This window comes from Kitasatospora sp. NPDC088160 (genome assembly GCF_044741445.1).
GTDB lineage: Bacteria > Actinomycetota > Actinomycetes > Streptomycetales > Streptomycetaceae > Kitasatospora.
Genome location: NZ_JBIUSS010000049.1, coordinates 1 through 18,671, shown reverse-complemented (window position 1 = coordinate 18,671; position 18,671 = coordinate 1). Strand labels below are relative to the sequence as shown.

The 18,671-nt window shown below is 70.7% G+C and carries 16 protein-coding genes and 1 pseudogene; 16 read left to right on the top strand and 1 reads right to left on the bottom strand.

Annotation, left to right across the window (positions count from 1 at the left end; genetic code table 11):
* Nucleotides 1-16: 16 nt before the first annotated feature.
* From ACIOGZ_RS41420 to ACIOGZ_RS41410, 3 genes and pseudogenes are all read left to right on the top strand, one after another.
* Nucleotides 17-217, top strand: coding sequence for a hypothetical protein (locus ACIOGZ_RS41420; protein ID WP_363632164.1), 201 nt, complete (start codon nt 17-19; stop codon nt 215-217).
* A 220-nt stretch (nt 218-437) separates the two neighbouring features.
* Entirely contained in the window at nt 438-980 is a 543-nt protein-coding gene (locus tag ACIOGZ_RS41415) for a hypothetical protein (protein ID WP_363632163.1), read from the top strand.
* Between the two features lie 214 nt (nt 981-1,194).
* Nucleotides 1,195-1,743 (top strand): annotated as a pseudogene (locus ACIOGZ_RS41410) (transposase); the annotation flags it as partial.
* A gap of 35 nt (nt 1,744-1,778) precedes the next feature.
* Here ACIOGZ_RS41410 and ACIOGZ_RS41405 read toward each other — a convergent pair.
* Nucleotides 1,779-2,228: a hypothetical protein gene (locus tag ACIOGZ_RS41405; protein WP_363632162.1), complete on the bottom strand. Its 450-nt coding sequence runs from the start codon at nt 2,226-2,228 to the stop codon at nt 1,779-1,781.
* Between the two features lie 799 nt (nt 2,229-3,027).
* Between ACIOGZ_RS41405 and ACIOGZ_RS41400 the strand changes: the two genes are divergently transcribed.
* The 13 genes from ACIOGZ_RS41400 to ACIOGZ_RS41340 all read left to right on the top strand — a co-directional run bounded on the left by ACIOGZ_RS41400 (nt 3,028) and on the right by ACIOGZ_RS41340 (nt 17,892).
* Entirely contained in the window at nt 3,028-3,846 is an 819-nt protein-coding gene (locus tag ACIOGZ_RS41400; RefSeq protein WP_363632161.1) for a hypothetical protein, read from the top strand.
* A gap of 511 nt (nt 3,847-4,357) precedes the next feature.
* The gene (locus ACIOGZ_RS41395; protein WP_363632159.1) at nt 4,358-4,942 is read left to right on the top strand and encodes a hypothetical protein; all 585 of its coding nucleotides are present in this window, start codon (nt 4,358-4,360) and stop codon (nt 4,940-4,942) included.
* Nucleotides 4,943-5,318: 376 nt separating this feature from the next.
* A complete protein-coding gene (locus ACIOGZ_RS41390) occupies nt 5,319-5,924 on the top strand; it encodes a hypothetical protein (protein ID WP_400989814.1) in 606 nt (201 codons plus the stop codon).
* A gap of 311 nt (nt 5,925-6,235) precedes the next feature.
* Nucleotides 6,236-6,802, top strand: a complete 567-nt coding sequence (locus tag ACIOGZ_RS41385) for a hypothetical protein (RefSeq protein ID WP_400989812.1) — start codon at nt 6,236-6,238, stop codon at nt 6,800-6,802.
* Nucleotides 6,803-7,265: 463 nt separating this feature from the next.
* Entirely contained in the window at nt 7,266-8,354 is a 1,089-nt protein-coding gene (locus tag ACIOGZ_RS41380) for a hypothetical protein (RefSeq protein ID WP_363632155.1), read from the top strand.
* Nucleotides 8,355-8,996: 642 nt separating this feature from the next.
* Nucleotides 8,997-10,043 (top strand): hypothetical protein, encoded by a 1,047-nt coding sequence (locus ACIOGZ_RS41375; protein ID WP_363632154.1) that lies wholly within the window; start codon nt 8,997-8,999, stop codon nt 10,041-10,043.
* Nucleotides 10,044-10,677: 634 nt separating this feature from the next.
* Nucleotides 10,678-11,130, top strand: a complete 453-nt coding sequence (locus ACIOGZ_RS41370) for a hypothetical protein (RefSeq protein ID WP_363632152.1) — start codon at nt 10,678-10,680, stop codon at nt 11,128-11,130.
* A 348-nt stretch (nt 11,131-11,478) separates the two neighbouring features.
* Nucleotides 11,479-12,552, top strand: coding sequence for a hypothetical protein (locus ACIOGZ_RS41365; protein WP_400989807.1), 1,074 nt, complete (start codon nt 11,479-11,481; stop codon nt 12,550-12,552).
* Nucleotides 12,553-13,544: 992 nt separating this feature from the next.
* Complete coding sequence (locus ACIOGZ_RS41360) at nt 13,545-14,228, top strand: hypothetical protein (protein ID WP_363632149.1); 684 nt, start codon at nt 13,545-13,547, stop codon at nt 14,226-14,228.
* 416 nt (nt 14,229-14,644) lie between these two features.
* Nucleotides 14,645-15,409 (top strand): hypothetical protein, encoded by a 765-nt coding sequence (locus ACIOGZ_RS41355; protein ID WP_363632147.1) that lies wholly within the window; start codon nt 14,645-14,647, stop codon nt 15,407-15,409.
* Between the two features lie 396 nt (nt 15,410-15,805).
* Nucleotides 15,806-16,546, top strand: a complete 741-nt coding sequence (locus ACIOGZ_RS41350) for a phiSA1p31-related protein (RefSeq protein WP_400989804.1) — start codon at nt 15,806-15,808, stop codon at nt 16,544-16,546.
* Between the two features lie 257 nt (nt 16,547-16,803).
* Nucleotides 16,804-17,019 (top strand): LuxR C-terminal-related transcriptional regulator, encoded by a 216-nt coding sequence (locus ACIOGZ_RS41345; RefSeq protein ID WP_400989801.1) that lies wholly within the window; start codon nt 16,804-16,806, stop codon nt 17,017-17,019.
* Nucleotides 17,020-17,472: 453 nt separating this feature from the next.
* Nucleotides 17,473-17,892, top strand: coding sequence for a DUF3085 domain-containing protein (locus ACIOGZ_RS41340; protein WP_400989798.1), 420 nt, complete (start codon nt 17,473-17,475; stop codon nt 17,890-17,892).
* The last annotated feature ends 779 nt before the right edge of the window (nt 17,893-18,671 follow it).

Here is an 18,671-nt window from a genome sequence, read left to right as displayed (position 1 = left end):
CCACACCATGCGCTGGTTGGCACCGATCACGCTCAAGGTCATCCGATACGGTCCTCACCTGCTGGTCATCGTGGGCATGTTCACAGCCGGTGCCCTCTGGAACACGGGCAACCCCGCAGCGAGCTTCCCGAACGTGCTCGCACCGATCGCAGTCGTCGCGACGGGTGTCGTCCTCGCCTTCGTGTTCCCCCCGCACGGCAGACGCCGGCGACGCTGAGCCCACACCCGGAGCCGTGACGCGGCGCGGCCGCCGATCTCGCCACGCGGGATCTCTCTGGAGTGCCTTCCGCGGAACGGGAGGCGCCTCGGCCGGGCCTCGATACCCGGCGCGGGGCGCGGGATCCTGGACGGCGCCGTCGGCCCACGGCCGCCGCAGCAGTTGCACCAACTGACCGCCCACCCGCACCCGGGACGGCCCCGACCGCCTGGAGCCCGACATGAGTGACCCCACCAGTGGCAGTGCGACCGTCGGCGACACCACTTACAGTTGGCTCTCCACCGCCGTCGGCGACATCCTCTACGCCACCAGGGCGTCTGGCTGGCACGAACGGCTCCTCATGGGCAACGCAGTGCAACAGGTCTTCGCCGCACTGACGCAACACCCCGAAAGCGGTTGCCTCGAGCAACTCCGCCGGGAACAGCAGATACTCGACCAGGCCCGGCAGGAAGCTGCAGCCCAGCAGCAACAGGCCAACGAGGAAGCCGAACACCGGGAACTCCAGCAGAACCTGGACAGAGGCGTGATCGGTCCAGAGACCTATGTTCGCGGCCTGGCGGACCAGGCCGCCCGCCGACGCACGGCGCGGCAGCAATCGCTGCAGGACCGGCTGAACGACCATCGGATCCTGGCCGGGCTCGAACACGACCTGAAGATCGGCAGAGTCGGTCGGATCCTCGACACCGTCGACGAAGAACGAACGCCCGGCCCGACAGACGCCATGCTCACCGACCTCGAGGCACTCTGGCACGACGAACCCTAGCCACCCGAGGCGGTCCGGACACCAGCCCCATGGACCAGCAGACCGCACGGCGCCATGCCCGGCGCGACGCTCAAGCGACAGCTCTCACGGCTGCGGCAAACCGTACGCCACCTCATATCCCAAGCAGACAGTGCCGGGGCAACAGCCGCCGCGATGAGGACCGACGCCCGGCGAGGCCGCGGCGCCTGCCGGCCGGGCCGCGCACCAAGTCGTCCAGGCTCAGCTCGTCGAGGAAGCCCTCGGCAAGCAGATGCGCGCCCTCCTGCACCAGCTCGACGCCATCTGCCAGGCCGCTGACGAACTCGCTCAGGCCGTCGAGGAGCTCTTCCCTCAGCATCCTGATGCGGAGATCCTGCTGTCCTTCCCTGGCTTGGGTACCCAGCTCGCGGCCCGCGTCCTGGCGGAGGCTGGCGACGACCGCACCCGCTTTGCCGACACCCGCGGCCTCAAGGCCTACGCCGGGGCCGCACCGGTCGCCCGCGCCTCGGGGAAGATGAACCACATCGGTCGACGCATGGTCAAGAACGACCGCCTCAACCACGTCGGCTACCTCTGGGCGTTCTCCGCCCTCACCGCCTCACCAGGTGCCGGCGCTCACCACCGAGCCCGCCGCGAACACGGAGACTGGCACGCCGACGCCCAACGCCATCTCTTCAGCCGACTTCTCGGCCAGCTCCAGCACTGCCTCCAGCACCACGAACGGTTCGACGAGCGCACCGCCTTTCCCACAGCCGCCCAGCTGACAGAGGCAGTTGCCACATGACCCGAAGGCGTCCTGGCGAACCTGGCCCGGGCGGATCAGCCCCGCACGGAGAGCGGACCGTACAGCTCGACGCGTAGGCGGACCGAGACGTCGATCGGAAGCCCAAGCTCGGAGTGTCGAATGTCCTCAGCCCGGCCCGCGATCAGGTCGAGGTCGCGAAGCTGGTGGCGGAGTTCCGCGAGCAGATTCGGGACCAGCGCGTTCTCCAGGTCCGGAAGGTGCGCCCCGTCGTGGATGTGCGCGAGGATCTGCTCGGGCGAGTGGGGCTCGGCACGCCGATGAACGACCTCCACCGCGCGGCGGCTGGCCCAGACGGCGAACTCCGCAAGTCCGTACAGGTAGGTTTCCGCCGCGAGCAGCACAGTCGATGCGGCGTCCTCGTCGGCGTCGTCAGGGCCGTCCTGGCCGTCGATGTGGCAGTACTCGCTGAGCATGTAGCCGGTCATCGCCCGGTTGACGGCCTTGAAGGCCGTCATGTCGCCCAACGCGCCCTCCCAGACGGAGTTCAGCAGCGGACGCAGGCTCAGGGTGAAGGACGCCTGCTCGTTCTCGGGCAGCGCTTCGTGCGCACCCAGCAGCCGCTCAGCCGCTGGAGGACGCGGCCGCCAGTCGCTGGGCCGCCATCCCCGAGAGGCTCTGCCACGTTTCCATCCGAACCACCCGAATCGAGGTACGGCGCGCTCCTGCCGCCAGGGTGATCATCATATCTGGCACCGTCAAGGCCTCGTCCGCATTTCGGGCCTACCGGCCGTCCAAGGTCGGTCGTCGTCCAGAGGCCGCTGGCCCGGGCGATCGCCGACCTGGACCGTGCAGGGAGCATCTACGCCGAGCAGATCCCCCTGATCCGTGCCATGGCCGACGGACAGACTCCCTACGAGGCGGAAGGCGCCTGGCTCCACCCCCGTCCGCACCCTGCTGCGTGCGGAGGAGGAACGGCTCACCTGACGTTGCACGGTGCCGGCCGGTGGGGGTTGACTCGCGGACCCGGGTAGCTACCTTCCTCCCACATGAGGCGGTCACCCGACGACCCGTCGCCGCAACAAGCAGCGGTCCCACAGATACGGGACCGTCAGCCCCATTGACCGGCGGCAGCCGCAGCGGTCCGTAGGACACCCCTCATATGACCAACCCGAGGGCGGATCAGGAGCCTTCTGGCCTGGAAATACCCGCCCTACTGGGCAGGCGGGAACGGCCACAGACCCCCATGCATTGAGCCGGGCCCGGCGCGGCCCGGCGTGCCTCCGGTGAACCCCCGCCCTACCAATCCCGAGGAGAGATTCCCGCATGCTCGATGTTCTCGCTCAACAGATGGCCACCGAACTTCCCACGATCGCGACCCGAGCCTGGGCGCACGAGAAGGAGCCCTACGTGGTCTTCAACAACAACCCGGCCTCGGCGCTGACCGACGGCTTCCGCCGGATCCTTGTCGGCCAGGACGGGACCTCGGTCATCGTGGCCGGTTACAACGGTGGCCCGTTTCCGATCGGTGCCCACGTCTACGTGCCCAACTCCCAAGCCGGTCCGGAAAGGCTAGCAGCCGAAGCTCTGTGCACCGTCCTGCCGGACCTCGACAAGCGAGCCGCTCGCGCCGAGAACGACATCCAGCGGGCCAGTCGCCGTATTCGGGCGCAGCAGGCCATCGTCATGGCCGTGCCCGATTCCGCCATCGGGGCCTTTACTTGGCGGGGCGACGACGCCCGCTGGCCGCATTCCCGGTACGCTACGGCATCCGCCACCGTTAGTGGAGACGGCCACGCGGTGACCGTCATCGCGCCGTTGACCCTGGCGGCAGCCGAGCGCGTCCTCCCGCTGTTCCTGAGCCCGCCAAGGCAGCGTCCCTGGCGAACGATCCGATCGGTTCACGGCCCTGTCGGACGGCGGATCGCCGCGGCCCATCCCAATCTGAGGCCTCTCACCAATCAAGCTCGCCTCGGCACCGATACCTACGACACCACCGTACTCGGCCAGCTGGCCGACACCGCCCCCATAATGCGCCTTCACCTTCCCGCTCCCCAGCGCGAAACCCCCGGGGCCCGTCTCCAACTCACCGTGACCACCGGCCTGGACCTTGCCGTTGCTTTGATCCCCAAGCTGGCCCACTAACGCGGGGCGCCGCTGACCAGGCGGCGCCCCCAACGCCGTCGTTGGCCCCTCAGCTCGGCGAAACCGAAGCAGTCCGCCCCGGCCGAACTCACCCGGGCGGGTAGACACTCCTCGCCAACGACCAGCCCGTCAGAACGGCCGCAGGAGAGCCCCGAATCCGTAGGCCGTCCCGCCATCCGCCAACACAGGCCAAAGATGCAAGAGGTGTTGGGAAGTAGGCGTTCCTGCAGCAGACCTGACGACCATGAGCAAGCCCCCGGCATCGTTCCCACCGCCACGGCCACGGCAACCGGGGACGGCACCCCGGCACGTACACGCTGGCCACCCCCAGTAGCGCCAGTTCGGGGCCGCCTCCCAAGCCGACCGATGACCCTCCTTGAACGCCCGTCTGATCCCTCTACCGTGCGGACCGCCGCCACGCTCTGAGTTGCGGCCGGAGCCCACGGAGTATCCGACGGGCACGACGTCCCACCAGGCCGGCACCGAAGCGGGTCTGAGGAAGGAGAAGCAGATGAATACGACAACCGAACGGGTGTTCCGGGCCGCCAACGCCCTCCGGGAGCTCTTCCAGGACTACCCGTCCGACCCTGAGGACACGACCGGCGCTGTAGTACTGACCATCACCGACGCCGCGAGCGGGCAGCAGCACCGCGTCGAGCTGCAGCCCGGCCACGCCGACTGGCTGCGCCAACTCGCCGAGGCCGAGGCTAGTACCTACCGCCGTGCCCATCTCGATCAGGACGGCCGGTGCGGCCACTGCAACGGCACCGGCAGGGCATCCTCGAACACCGCCAGGCAATCTTCCGCGCCCGAACCCGGCCACGCGACTCGCGTCACCCAACAGGTCATCGCCCTGGCGGCCCAGGCTGGCCTGCACCCGACACGCTCCAAGCGCTACCGCGGTACGTGGCGCGTCTACCTCGACGCCAAAGCCGGGACGCAGTCCCTGTGCGGCACGATCACGGTCGGCGCCCGCAGCGGCCGGATCCTGCGAGCCCAACTCGTCCACGACGGCGGCGCCAAGGTCGCGGACTACACCGGGACGGCCGCTGTCCGTCGCGCACTGGCCGTCTACGCGAACTCGATCGGACGCTGACCTCACCGGCAGGGCCGTCAGGCCACCACGACGGCCGAACACACGGCCCCGCGCCACGCGGCGCCGTGCCAACCCGACCACCACCCACGGTGCTGCCGGCTGCACGTCAACCGGCACCCACCAAGCCGCAGCCCAGCGCGGGTTCTCCAAGACCCCGGGACCAGGAACCAGATCGCCCTCCGGACTTGACCGGCTCCCGCACACCACTATGGTGCGCCCCGCGCCACAGCCCGAGCGCCGAGGCGCCACAGGAAACAGGGACCGTCTGCTGCTCAGCGAGGCCGCGCAGCACTCCCGTCCACACGGAATCTCACGGCGGCCCGTACGTCACCCGGCGCTCAGCTCCCGACTCATCCCCGGAAGGGCACCACCATCCATGAACCTCAAGCGCCCGCACCCACACCTGACACAGACGCTCGCTGCCCTCGGCGCAGCCGGTCTCACCGCGGAGGCCAAGTTCTCCGACGGCACCGCCGCCGGCGACCAGGTCATCGTCCCCGGACCTGGCGGCATCTACTTTGCTATCTCCCGCTCCGAGATGCCTTCCGGACCCGACGCCCACCTCAACGGCTACCAGGTCCTGCTTCACGCCCGGGACGGCGAAGTCCTGGCCTTCGCCTACGACAGTCGAACCACCGGTGACACGGATCCTGCACCCCTTGTGGCCGGGATCGTCGCATCGCTGCAGAACCACCCCACCGCCACGCCCGATCAACTCATCCCGGACAACGCGGCACCAGCAGGGACCAAACCCCAGAACACCTACACCGGCTTTGCCGACCCCATCGATGCTTGCCACGTCGGTCGTCCGGGGCTCTACGTGCGGGACTCACCTGTGATCGCTGTCGAACAGATCCTGCCAGCCGCGTTCGTCGAGCTCACCCTGCGCAACCCGGTGTCGGGCCAGGACCCGCTGCGAGTCCGTCTGGACCCTGCCACCACGGGGCCCTGGGCCGTCCACCCGGCGGCCGAAGCCAGCTGATCAGCCACCGCCTGCCCGCTCCTCTCCGCTACACACGGCCTGGGGGAGCGGGTGCGGTACGGCGCCCACCGACCGACCCCGTTTGCGGAAGCTCTTGACTGGCCATCAACCGGCCTTACGTTGCGCAACGGTTGAACCTCGGCTACCCGGAGGCCGAAGCTGGCTTATGGGAGCTTCGGGGCCCCGCTGATTCAGACCCCGGCATACCGGCGCCAGCACGCCCCCCGGTACCCGGAGGCCCGCAGGCCGGCCCGCACTCCGAATAGCGGCAACCACACAGCACCTCCCGGCCAGAAATCACCTTCCCTGAAGTGGAGTTCACCGTGCCACCCTTCCCCGACAACCTCCCTCGCCGCCTGCGTGCCCTCCTACCGGAACGCCCCTGCCGGCGACACCTGGCAGCGCTGCGTCTGGCCGCACCCCGCCGACCCGGCGCGGGGATACCCGGCGCCGCGTCAAGCCTCGCCCTCGTCTGTCCTGAGCCAGGTTCCTACCAGGTCGCGGTCCTGCTGAACGTCGCCCTCGGCCCGGACGGGAGGAGGGTCAACTTCGACGGCTTCCAGAAGGGACACGAGCTGGCGGTGGCCAGCCCGACCGACGGCAGCCCTCTGCTGATTCTCACTGTCACGGCCCAGGGCCTGCTGCCCGCTGCCGAACGAGCCTTCGAGATCGGTAACCGCCAGGGCGTCGACGACAAGGGGGTGGAGTGGCCCCGCGACCTCCGCTCAGTAGCGGTAGGCGACGTCCTGCACATCACCTGTCCCTTCGGCCGGAGGCACCACCTCGCTGTGTCGCCAAGGGCCTTCATCCACATTGATCCTCCACCCAGGGAATCCCTCGTGGCGTTGGTCGGCAGCTCGGCGACCTTCCGCATCTGACCAGCGCGACAAAACGAGTACGTCGAAGCTGCACCGCCCCGAACACGGTCAAACCGAGGCACCACCACACGCTAGACAAGGACGACCACGGCGATCGGACGCCCGAAGCGAATCCGATCAGACTGCCCACGGAGCGTCACCCACTTCCGATCCCGGCACCGAGCAGGTCCCGGATTGCCCACCGCGAGGCCCGACCACCCGGTGCGGCGGAAGGCCGCACTCGCCGGCGTCCCGGGCCCGGCCCAAGGCAGTGCGGTCGTAGCTGCCAGGCTTGCTCAGCTCTGCGAAACCGCTACCGTCGCCCCGCTTCCGCCGGGCGCCGACTACGCCGACGAGGTCTACGCGCCAGCCCGGACGGGCGTTGCGCCCAGTCCCGACCCGCCGCAGCAAGCGCTACACGCCAGCCATCACCCCTCCCAGCAGGCGCGGCTGCGTTCCCACTCTTTCTCACACTGGAGAACTCATGCTCACCTCATCACCTGTCGTCCGTGGATGCCTGCCCGAGCACACCGTCTCCCCGTCCGTCCGAGCCATACTCGACGTGCTGGCCGACACCCAGATGACCCGCGCCGACCTCGCCTCCGAGAAGGCCCACCAGGCCAGGAACCTGCGTTGCACGGTCGGCGCCGTCGCCACCCCTCGCGACCACTGCGCGGAGGTGATCGTGGAGTGGTACGAGGACGGAGCCACCGACGAAGCCGGCCTGCCGGCCCGCCGCGTCCGGATCGTCCGGAACATGCGCAACCGCTTCCTCGACGAATGCGCCGGTCTACTGCGGGACGTCGGCTTCTCGGTGATGTCCTCCGAGTCCTCGCGGACCCGCACAAGGCGGGTACAGTCCCTGCTCGTCTCCGGCGAGCCGTGCGAACTTGCGCTGGACGTGGCACAAGCCCTCCCCTCACACGGCCTGTCCCGAGCCGGAGTGCTCCCGCCCTACTGGGAGATTCCGGACCGGTACCGCCTCACGATCGCATCGGAGGCCATCACCCTGACGTTCTCCCACGCGACACAGGTGGAGCGAGTCCGGGACGCAGTTGCCGCGTTGCGCGCCCAAGGCCTGAACGCCAACGAGGACGCGCCCAGCCTGTACGGCACGGGCTACGGCGTTTTGGTGCGCGAGGGAGAACGGCCTATCGGGGATCGCGACGGACTACGCCCGGAGACCCCCCAGAGCCAGGCGGCACGGGACCTACTGTGGACTCGAGGGTTCTCCCGTGAGAACACCGAACATGGCACGATCGGACACCGGGTCCACCCGCAGCTTCCGCCCCACCTGCGAGACGGCACCGTCAACATTGACAACACCCCGTTCGCCGCCTTCGCCGCGTTGCACGACCGGGTGAGCGTGACCGCGTCGGACACCGCCTACGCGGAAAGGGCCGGACGAGAGCTGGCGACCGCCCTGTCAGACGCGCATGCCGAGGTGTTCGCAGCGGACAGTTGGACCGTGGTCCGAGAGGACCCGAGCACCATCACAGTGTGGCGACGGACAGCGCTTGGCACGGCGACCGAACCGAGCGCAACACCGACGGCCGCCATAGTGGCGGTCTGACCGGTCCGGGGACGGACACCCCGCGCTGCGCCCGCAGAGCTGGGCCCGGCCGCCTCGCGGCGCCACACACCGCCAGCAGAGCAAGGCAGCCGCGGCTCGGCCGTTCCCGCTCCCACCGCTGCCCATCGTCAGCACCACCCTCTTGCCCGCCCGGCGCCCTGGACTGGATCTGGGGCGCCGGGTTCGTCGCTGTCCGGGCTTTCGTCATGCCGCAAACACCGCAGGTTCCCGGATTCGGCGGAGGGCTTGACCGGACGTGGCGCATGGCTACCTTCCGGGTCAGGGGATCGCTCCGGGCAGTCTGCCCGGAGAGCGGAGTCCAGCCGGCTCGAGCCGACTGGATGCCTCACATGCCTTGCACGGCCGGACTTCGTGTCAGCGCGGGTGCCGTTCCCCCCACCACCCGTAGGCGACCGGGAAGCCACCCGGTGCACTGCGCTTCGCGCCTGCAGGCCCGCCCTGCGGACATCGACCGGCCGCCTCCTACAACTCCACTCCAACGCGAAGCCCTGCAGACCCCGCCGGGCTCCGGCCAGCCACCCGAAGCACACGTCAGATGGGAAGCACCCCGCTGCCCGGCCGCCCCGGGTCGAGCCCCTCACCCTTCCAACGGCCCCACCCACACCGACCCAAAGGAACCCCGTGACCGACCCGATCGCCGAGCTGTCTGCCACCGCCGGGGCGATGTTCTACGACACCGCCACCCCAGCGCATGCAGAGATCACCAACGTCCTGCTGACGCTGGAGGCGCCCGCAGCCACCGAGAAGACCCAGATCCCGACGCTGGAAGACGTGGAAGTCGTCCTGACCCGCGACCAGGTGGACCTGTACCTGGAGGAGCGGTCGTACCGCAGCGAGAGCGATCGGCAGTCGGAGCGGGGACTGATCGCCGCCGTGAACTCCGCGAAGGGCAAGCGGAAGGTCAAGGTGCGGCTGACTGCCACCCAGGCCTGTGACCTGATGGACTACTTCGAGGCCATTGCCCAGTCCCTGGATTACATGGCTAACGACGATGAGTCCGAAGCCCGGAACCAGGCTCTCGCCGGCGAACCGGCGAAGCTGCTGGACGAGGTTGGGGCCCCGCCCCCTGGCGAGTTCAACGCCCGTGCGAAGGCCAGTACGGCCGCCAAGAATGCCCCCCGCTCCAAGGCCCCCGTGGACGACGCTGGGAAGGTCGCCGCGTTTCCGGCGGCCTGGGATGTCATGAACCGGTACGACCTGGTGAACAGCCGGGGCTGGACCGACCACCTCATCGCGACCCGACTGGGCCAGCCCGATCGGCTGGATACCGTCCGGTCCGGCACCGCCACCCGCCCGGTCGGCTCCTGGAACCGAGAGCGCATCCTGCAGGCGGAGCGGGAGCTGCGAGAAGAGCAGTCGGTCACGGCCGAGAACGCCAAGGACCTCATCGGTCAGCGGGTGCGGATCGAGCCGACCGGCCGCACCGGTGTGCTGCGCCACGTTCGGCTGATGGCTGACGGTTACGGGGACCACGACATGGCGTCCGTCGACCTGGACGCCCCGCTGTCCCACGGCGTGATGGCGGAATGGGGCTGCCTGGAGCAGGGCGTGACCGTGTTGGCGGACCAGACGCCCGTGGTGAAGGACGCACGCGCGCAGATGGAGCAGAAGCTGCCGCAGCTGCGCCAGGAGCGGGAGGAGACGCAGAAGGCGACGTGCAACATGTAGGTCCGGGAGCGGGCGCTGCGAGAGATAGAACTGCACCGGGACCACATGGTGTCCGTGGAGGTTCCGCAGGCCATCGTGGACTTGCTAGCCGCCCGAGATCCAGATGGAGGACGCGAACGTGATGGACGTCCCCACGATGCTGGTCCGGCTGGCGTGGAATGGCGCCCGGCCGATTGCGGCGCACTCCGCCGCCGTTCCATCCGGGTGCCGGCACTCTCGGATTCCGGTCGTCTCACTGTCCCGCCTTCCTGACCCCGCGTGTGAGTTCTGTTGCCCTTCTCGCGATGCCGCGTCGTGCCGTCCGCGGCCTCCGACTCCTGGAGGGGGGAGGCCCGGTACAGGGCAGGGCCTGCTGCCGGGCCGTCCGGCCTGAACGGCTTCGCAAACCAGTGTGGTTGGGGTGTTGACCGGCTCGATCCCGTGGCTACTTTCCCTTCCCGGGAGAGCGCCCCGGCCCGGCTGCTGTGCTGTACACCACCGTCCCGGCCGTGCCGCACACCATCGGTCGCTGCGGCCGTACCACGAGCGGGCCGCCATCGTGGCGTACCGCACCGGCCGTCATCGCGCCACCGTCGTCGTTCGCACGACGGGCTCTCCCACCTCGTCCTTCACGACGCTTTGGGAGAGCCCCATCATGCCCGCACACCGCCGTACCCTGTTGCGCCGCCGTACCGCCACCGCCCCGGCGACCGTCCTGTTCACCGCCTCGGCCTGCCTCAACATCACCACCGGTCCCCACGGCTGGCCCGAGAACTACTTCGGCTACCAGCCTTGGCACAGCCTGGTGCAGGCCGTCGACCCGGACATGCCCGCCCTGCCGCTGACGTTCACCATCCCCGCGCCCGGCCCGCTGACCGCCGCCCGCCGGGCCGCCGCCGTCGGCCGGCGCCTGGCCGTCGACCACAACGCTGCCTACTGGCCCGCGCGGATCCGCCGCCTGGCCGTCGGCGACGTCGTCACCATCACCCCCCACACCCCCACCACCGGCCCCCGTCGCTACTACGCCCTCGCCCCCGGCGGCGACCTCACCGAACTGCCGTGCATCAACGAGCCCCTCAGGCTCCCGCACGCCCGGCAAGCCCACTGAACCGCACCCGGATCCGGGTGCGGGGTACAACCGGTCCGGAGGTTCCGTCAACCTCCGGACGATGCCCCGACCAGCCCCCCGGGCGTCCGGCCGTCCGGTCCTCAACTCGTCTTTCCTTCTGCGTGGTTGGCTCAACGACTACCCCAACCCCGCCCACTCCGGCAGCATTCGGGTCGACAGCGCCGTACTCGACCAGTACGGCCCGCGTGCCCTTGCCTGGCGGCCGGGACTCCGCACCCCCTCGCAGGGTCCCGGCCGCCGCACCCACCAGACGTCCCGACACAAGGGCGGCCACGTTGTCCCGGCGCGTGGCGACACCCCGGAACCCATACCCCCTTTGGAGGCACCATGTCCCAGCCCGTCTACGACCCCTACTCGACCACTCCCGGCCCGGCCGACATCGCGAGTTTCCTCGCGGGCCAGCTCGGCCGCGACTGGAGCACCCGGCCGGACCGGCCCGCGGCCCTGTGGCACACCGACGGTTTCAGCGTCACCGTCGAGCCGGCAACCCAGCCAGGCCTGCCCTTCGACGGACCGGGCACCGACCTGATCCTGACCGCGACCAGCGGCACCGAACAGGCCGAGCGCACCGTGCACGGCACCACTCTCCTGCGCGTCGGCGAGCAGGCCGTGGCCGCCGTCGCCCGGATGAGAGACCAGCTCGCCCCCCAGGGCCCGGGCCGCATCGACATGTTGCTCCTGCACGACATCGACGAAGCCCGGCTGACCACCGCCGCCTGGCACAACGGCACCCTGCTGACCGACGCCCTGATGGCCTCCTCGATCCGCTGCGGGCGGGTGGTCGTTCACCAGGTCACCGCACCCGGCGACGACCTCGCGCACCACTGGTTCGAATGTGCGACAGACCTTCCCCCCGGCACCCCGGCCGCGGTGAGGGCCTGGGTGACGTACGTCGCCGAGGCCTACCACGACAGCGAGGAATGTCCCTTCTGCCGCCCGGCTCACTACGCCGACACCGCCGGTCAGGAGCAGTCTCCGGCGCTGCACCGGGTCCTCCAGCAGATCGTGGGTGCGGTCCGCGAGCCGGTCGCGGAGGCGATGCTCCTGTACGCCGACGCGTTGGCGTGCGGGGCGATCGCGCCGACGGAGCGCAGGCCCGCCGTATTGGCGGCTCTGTTCCCGGACATGGCCGCCCGCGAAGACGTCACCGAGTACGTCTGGGGCGGCGCCGTCCACCGATTGCACCTGCTCGCTGCAGGAAACGTGGCTGACCGTAACGACCTCGACGCCCACCGAGCCTGGCAACTCGACATCAAGGCGTTCCCCAACGGGTTCTCGATCGCCGACCTGCGCGGGGCATTCGGGGGTGACGTCGTCACCACCGCCACCGCGATTCGCACGGCATGCGCCGACGACGAGCCCGAGGACGAGCGGGGCGGCGAGCCCGCCGATCGCGCCTGAACCCCCTCTCCCGTTCAGGCTGTAACTCCCGGCGCCGCCCCACCGAAGTGGCCGTGCGGCGCCGCCCGCCTTGCCGCTGCGCCCCAGCCACTGTCGGCCCAGGGCCGGGCCCGTCCCCGCCCGCGGTTGATCGGTCAGCAGCCGCTCCTACTGCGCGCCCTGTTCCCACCCGGCGGCCGTGTGTGCCCGTGCGTCTTGTTCCCGGTCGCGTGGGTTTCCCCGGTAGCCCGCCCTCCTCTGCCCGCCTAGGGGTGGGTCGCAGGTGTCGCCGCAGCCCTCGTCCCGTCCCCATCCCCGGGTGCGGGCCGCCCGGCCCCCTTGGTCCGGGCGGCCGGGCTTCCCCGGTACCCGCCGGCCGCCACACACGCATCCACCACGGCACAGCGCCGCACCGCCCACTTCGCGGCCCCGGGCCCCGCCAGGGCCGCCGAGACGCCGCACCCGCCGGCGTCCGACCCGCTGGACACCGTACCCGTCAAGCACCGCCGCCTCATTCTTGCCGAGGCCGCCGCTCTCCTGCTGGCCCACTACTGGCCGCTGGAGTGCGCCGACCTGGTCCGGGGACTGGCCACCGGCCGCATCTGCCCGGTGCGTCGGGGCCGGGGCCAGACCACGCACACCAACGAGGACACGGCGCGCCTCTGCCCGGCCTGCGACCGATCCGGAACCGTCCCCCGCCCGGCCCGGCACAGGACCGTTGAACCCGCCCCGGGGCGGGGCACCACCGCTGCGCCCCGCCCCGCCGACCGCCCACCCTCGGGTGGGGGTTGACCGGCCCGCAGCTGTTCCTACGGTGTCTCCTGTTCCCGCCCGGCGGCCGTGAGTCGTTCCGGCCGCGCGGGCTTCCCCTGCACCTCCCCGTTCCTTCCCCTTGGCGGGTTGCAGGTGCCGCCGCCGTCCCGCACCCCGCGTTCGCCGGCCCGGGGTACGGGACGGCCCCACTTCCTGCCCGCCTGCCGTCATGGCGCCCCGGATCACAGAAGGAAGTCCCGATGGTCATCAAGTGGTACAGCAACAAGTCCTACCAGTGCCCGCAGTGCCGTCACGATACGGTCGCCAGCCCCTCCAACTGGGAGGTGTACACCTGCTGCAACTGCGGTACCCGCTTCGCGCGCTTTCCTCACCTGCAGCGTTTCCTGCGCCACGCCGGGATCACCTGCGAGGTCTGTACCTTGCGATACCCCGTCCCTGTCGACGGCGAGCCGTTCGGGTTCCTGCGCCGCCGCCACAGCGGTGTCGGTATGAACACGGAACACCGGTTCGAGGCGTGGCTGCACGACACCGAAGAGATCACCGACCACCGCGACGCCGTGCGCTACGTCAACACCCGTTCCAGCCGCGCCGAGGCGATGGCCGACCTCGCCTACTGGCGCAGCTTCCTCGGCCGTGACGAAGACGACCTCAGCCCAGTGCTCGCCGTCGTCACCGACGACCAGTTCGACACATACGGGCCGGACACCGCCGAGGAGCAGCAAGGTGGACTCCTCGACGGGACGCTGGGGGTCTACGGGGTCGGTGTTCTGCGTCCATATGCTGCCCCGCACCCTGGGCGGGGGCAGTTCCACGCTGATGCCAGGACGTTCTCCTGGAGCCTGATTGCTCCCAGCGGCCTGGAAGGCATCTACACCCGGCTCCTGCCCGAGGCGCTGGCGGCGTTCCACCCCGGCGGCGAGTAACGGCCTCCGGCCGACGCCTCCCACACCGGCCCATTGCGGGTGGCTGCTGCGCCCCGTCCCCGTGTTCGTGGGGGCGGGGCGCTGGTGTGTGTTCGGCCTCGGGGCGGTGTCCGGTGTTGGGGCGGGTGCCGCAGCCGGCAGGGGCGTGGGGCGGGGTGTGTCGCTGCCCGGGTGTCCGGCAGCCAGAAGGGGACAGGGTCGGCGCGCCCCGAACTGCCGACCCGCCTGTTCCGGTCCGGGGTTGACCGGCTGCCTGCCGGTCTTATGGTGCCTTCTGTTCCCGCCTGGCGGTCGTGAGTTGTTCCTGCCGTCAGGGCTTTCCCCGGGTGCCCCGCCCGCCCCGGCACTCCGCAGTCCCCGGCTCGGGTGCGGGGCGGCCCCACACCCATCAACCCATCTGACGAGCAGGAGCTCTCATGAGTATGTGGAACCCCGGCGACACGCTCGCCACCGTCATCCGCGCTGTCCTGGACCAGCGCGGCATCCGCTACGAGAGCCACGGCGGCTTTGACACGCACTACCTGGTCATGCCCGTTCTGGACGGCTGTGGCGAGGTGCTGATGTCCGACGTGAGCAGCAACCTCGCGGGCACGATCGCCGAGTTCAGCGGTCTGCGGGCCCACTACTGTCCCACCAGCCACACCGAGGGACGCGGCGACGAGGTGGTGTTGTACGAGTCGCCTAACCTCGGCCAGCGTCGTCACCCCGCCCGGTTCGACGTCGAGTTCTCCGAGTTGCTCAGCGCGGTCGTCGCGTGCTTCCGGCTGTTCGCCGCCCGCCGCCCGGCCGCCGCCCGGTTGCAGACCCTGGCCGCAGTCGAGACCGCCGGTCGCAGCCCGGCACCGGACCCGGTCCCCGCCTCCTACCGTTGGCGCCGGGCGATCGGCGGGACCGTGGCACTGTCCGTGACCGCCACCGCCGTCATGGATGCCGAGGCCGTCGCCGCCAAGCTCTACGCCGCCTTCAGTAAGCCGTTTGAGGGCGGCGACCCGTTGCCGCCCCTGCTGACCGTCCAAGACGTCATGCAGGTGCTCGCCCGCGAGTTTGCCGGATGCGCAAACGGCTGGCACTTCTGGGCCGCCGAGCCCGGCCAGGACGCATGGGACACCGTTCACCCCTGGGCAGAGGCCCAGGTCCGCCGGATGTTCCCCGAGCTGACCTGGCCCCCGGTCCGGGGCTGACTCCCGCCGTCGGTCTCGGGCCCGCATCCGCCCGGGGCCGGCGGCTGTCCCTGTAGCGGCAGCACCACCTTCTTCTGACCGCCGTCGGCGGGGCGTCCGTCCCGGTCACCGGCCTGGAGCCGCCCACACTGCGGCCCCCGCCCCGAAAGCCGCGTCCTGTCCCCGGTCCTCGCCGCCCGGGCCGGGGTTGACCGGCCGCTTGCCGCCCCTACGGTGTGCCCTGTTCCCGTTCGGCGGCTGTGACTTGTTTTGGCCGTGCGGGCTTCCCCCGGATGCCTCCCCGCCTCCCTTCCCCCGTGGGGGCGTGCGGATGCCGGCGCCAGTGCGTTCGCCGGCCCGGCGCGCGGGACGGCCCCGCCTTCCCTCAACCCACTTCACGAGCAGGAGAACTCTCTCATGAGCAAGACGCCCGAGAAGGACGTCCACCGGTACCGCGACGGACAGATACCCCTGCGTTCGACCCGCCTTCAGGACACCGGCCCGCAGGGCATCACCCGGGCGGTCATCGACCGGACCCCGATCGTCTACCAGGGCACCACCTACGACATCGGGTCTTCCTACAGCGACCGCGACGGCACGGTGTGGTTCTTCGAGGACACGGTGAGCTCCGAAGACGGGACACCGCACGTGAGCAGTTCGGCGGACGCGTACCTGAACTCGCTTGCCAGGGTCATCAAGGAGTGGGGCCCACTGACATTGCACTGCGCGGGCCGCCGCGCCACTCCCGCCTCCTGCGCCGGTCTGTTCACCGCCACCGCGTTCCTGAATGTCACCACCGGGTCCCGTGGCCGCACCTCGCGTCACTTCGCCTACCGGCCCGGGCATGTTCTGGCCCAGGTCATGGATCCCGGCCTGCCTGGCCTGCCGTTGACGTTCGTCGTCGAGGCCCTGAACCCGCGGGCGGCTGCCCTGGAGGCCCACGCGATCGGCCGCCGGCTGTCCGCCGACAAGTACGCCGACTGCTGGCCGCGGCGGGCGCGCCGCCTCACCACGGGCGACGTGGTCAGCATCACCCCCCGCACGCCCACCACCGGAGAGCGCCGTTTCTGGGCTCTCGTCTTCGGCGGGCACCTGACCGAACTGGAGGCTGTCGGCGGAACGCTCCGCGTCCTCGCGCCGGTCCCGGGTCTCTCCTGACCCCCGCCCCCGTACGACGGCCCGGCCGCAGGAGCGCGGCCGGGCCATCGGACCCGGCCGTGCAACAGCGCCGCTGCGCTCCGGCCCCTGCCCCTCCGGGGGCGGTCTGATGCCCGACGGCGGCCCGGTCCATCGTCCGGCCCGATCGGGTTCGCCCCGTGCCTGGCCGCCGTCCCGGGCCGGCGGCTCGTCCGTTGCCCTCAAGCATCGCGTGCGGCCCGGTCCACCACCGGCCCCTACAACACCGGACGTCTGAGATGCCTGACCACCCCACCCGTCCGCTGACCGCCCGTGAAGCCGATATCATCCGCCACACCGAAGCCGCTCTGTCGCCGCACCGGATCGCCACAGCCCTGTACATCAGCGAGCAGGCTGTCCGCACGACCCTGCTCCGCGCCTACCGCAGGCTCGGTGTCCGCACCTGCGACCAGGCCGTCCAGGGCCTCAACCGGCCCGGTGGTAACCGGTCGTGATGCGCCAGGCGGAGCCCCCTCTACGGGGGGCCCGGGACCTGAACGAACCGTTCCCCGGAGCGGCCGGGCTTCGTGCCACCACCCTTGTCCGCGGCATGGCCCTCGTCCGCCCCGGCGCGGCGGCACCGCCGCTGCACCCCCAGTCGCGGACCGGCCTTGTGGCGCCGTCGCGTCCCCAGCCGCTGTCGGCGCCGTGAACTGCCGCGACCCTCCCTACCGGCGCCCGGGGTTGACCGGCCGTCCGCCGTTCCTATGGTGTGTCCGGTTCCCGTCCGCACGGCCCTGACCGTCCGGCGCCGTGCGGGCTTCCAGACGCCCCGCCCGCCTTGCGGACGGGGCGCCCCACCACACCCGCCCTCGCGCCGCACCTCGTCACGGCCATCTCAGTCCGTGCCCGAATGCAGACCCGAGCCCGTGTTCTCAACTCCGCCTCAGAAGAACGGACTTACGCCCATGCCCAAGCCACTGCTACTTCGATTCCCGCTGGCCGACATTCTGCCTCTCGCCGAGCACGCGGCCGCAGCACCCGACCACCGCACCAGCCCCTACTCCGACGCCAGCGGAGCATGCCTCATCTGGGTGAAGGACGACGGCACCTACATCATGTCCAACGGCCTTCCGCACCTGCCCGGCAAGAACATCCACCACCACGTCGTCCACGCCGACGGCTGGGGCCCCGGCACCGAGGACGAACTCAGCGACACCCCGGTCGGCGGCCACGACTTCGCGGAATACTTCCCGCTGAACGAGCCCCTGTCCAGCGACGCCACCACCACGATGCTGGAGCGGCTTCGCGCCGCCGTGACGGACGGGCTGCGCTGGCTGGAGCTGGAGGTCAGTAAGGACAGCGTCAGCCTCACCTACGGCGACTGAGCCAGCCCTCGGCGGCCCCCGCCGCGCACGCCACCGTCAGCACCACAACCCCGCCCCCGGGGCGCAGCAGTACTGCGTCCCGGGGGCGGAGGTCGTCCGGGCTGTTCGCCGCTCCTGACGCGCGATCGCGCGCCTTGCTCCCGCCGAGGGGCGCTTGCCCGGCCGCTGCTCACCCGCCCGCCCGTCTGGTCTGTCCGATCAGGTCCGGCTTTGACTGGCGGTCTGCCGCTCCTACCGTGGGTCCTGCTCCCGCCCCGCCGCTTGTGCTCTGGTGATGCGGGTCTCGCAGGCACCTTCCCATCCTCCTTCCCCTGGGGCGTGGGACGGTCGCCACACCGCAGCACCGCCAGCGCGGCCGTTCACGGCTCGCCCATCCGTTGGCGGGCCGCCGGGCCCTGTCGTTCCTGTGACGTCTCGTACCCCGTTCCGGCCCGCACAGTAACTGAACCTCCCCGGGCCGCCGACCGCCCGTTTCGGCCTGTCCTTGACCGGCCGTCTGCTGCTCCTACTGTGCGTGCTGGTCCCGCCCGGCCGCCCGGGGCCTACCCGCATATCCATGACTACCAGGCATGGAACCTCTGGATGTTGGAGACCGCCCGAACCTGGCTCGCCGGCCACCGCCCGCACGGCCTGCCCTCCGGCGACCTCACGGCGTACACGATCGCGCCCGACGTCGCGAGGTGCGCGGTCCTGGCCGGCATCCCAGGGCCGCCTGGCGGTGTGTGCTCTCCCCTCCTGGTGCGGCCGGGTGGGGGGCCGGGGTACCTTCCCTCCCCTGT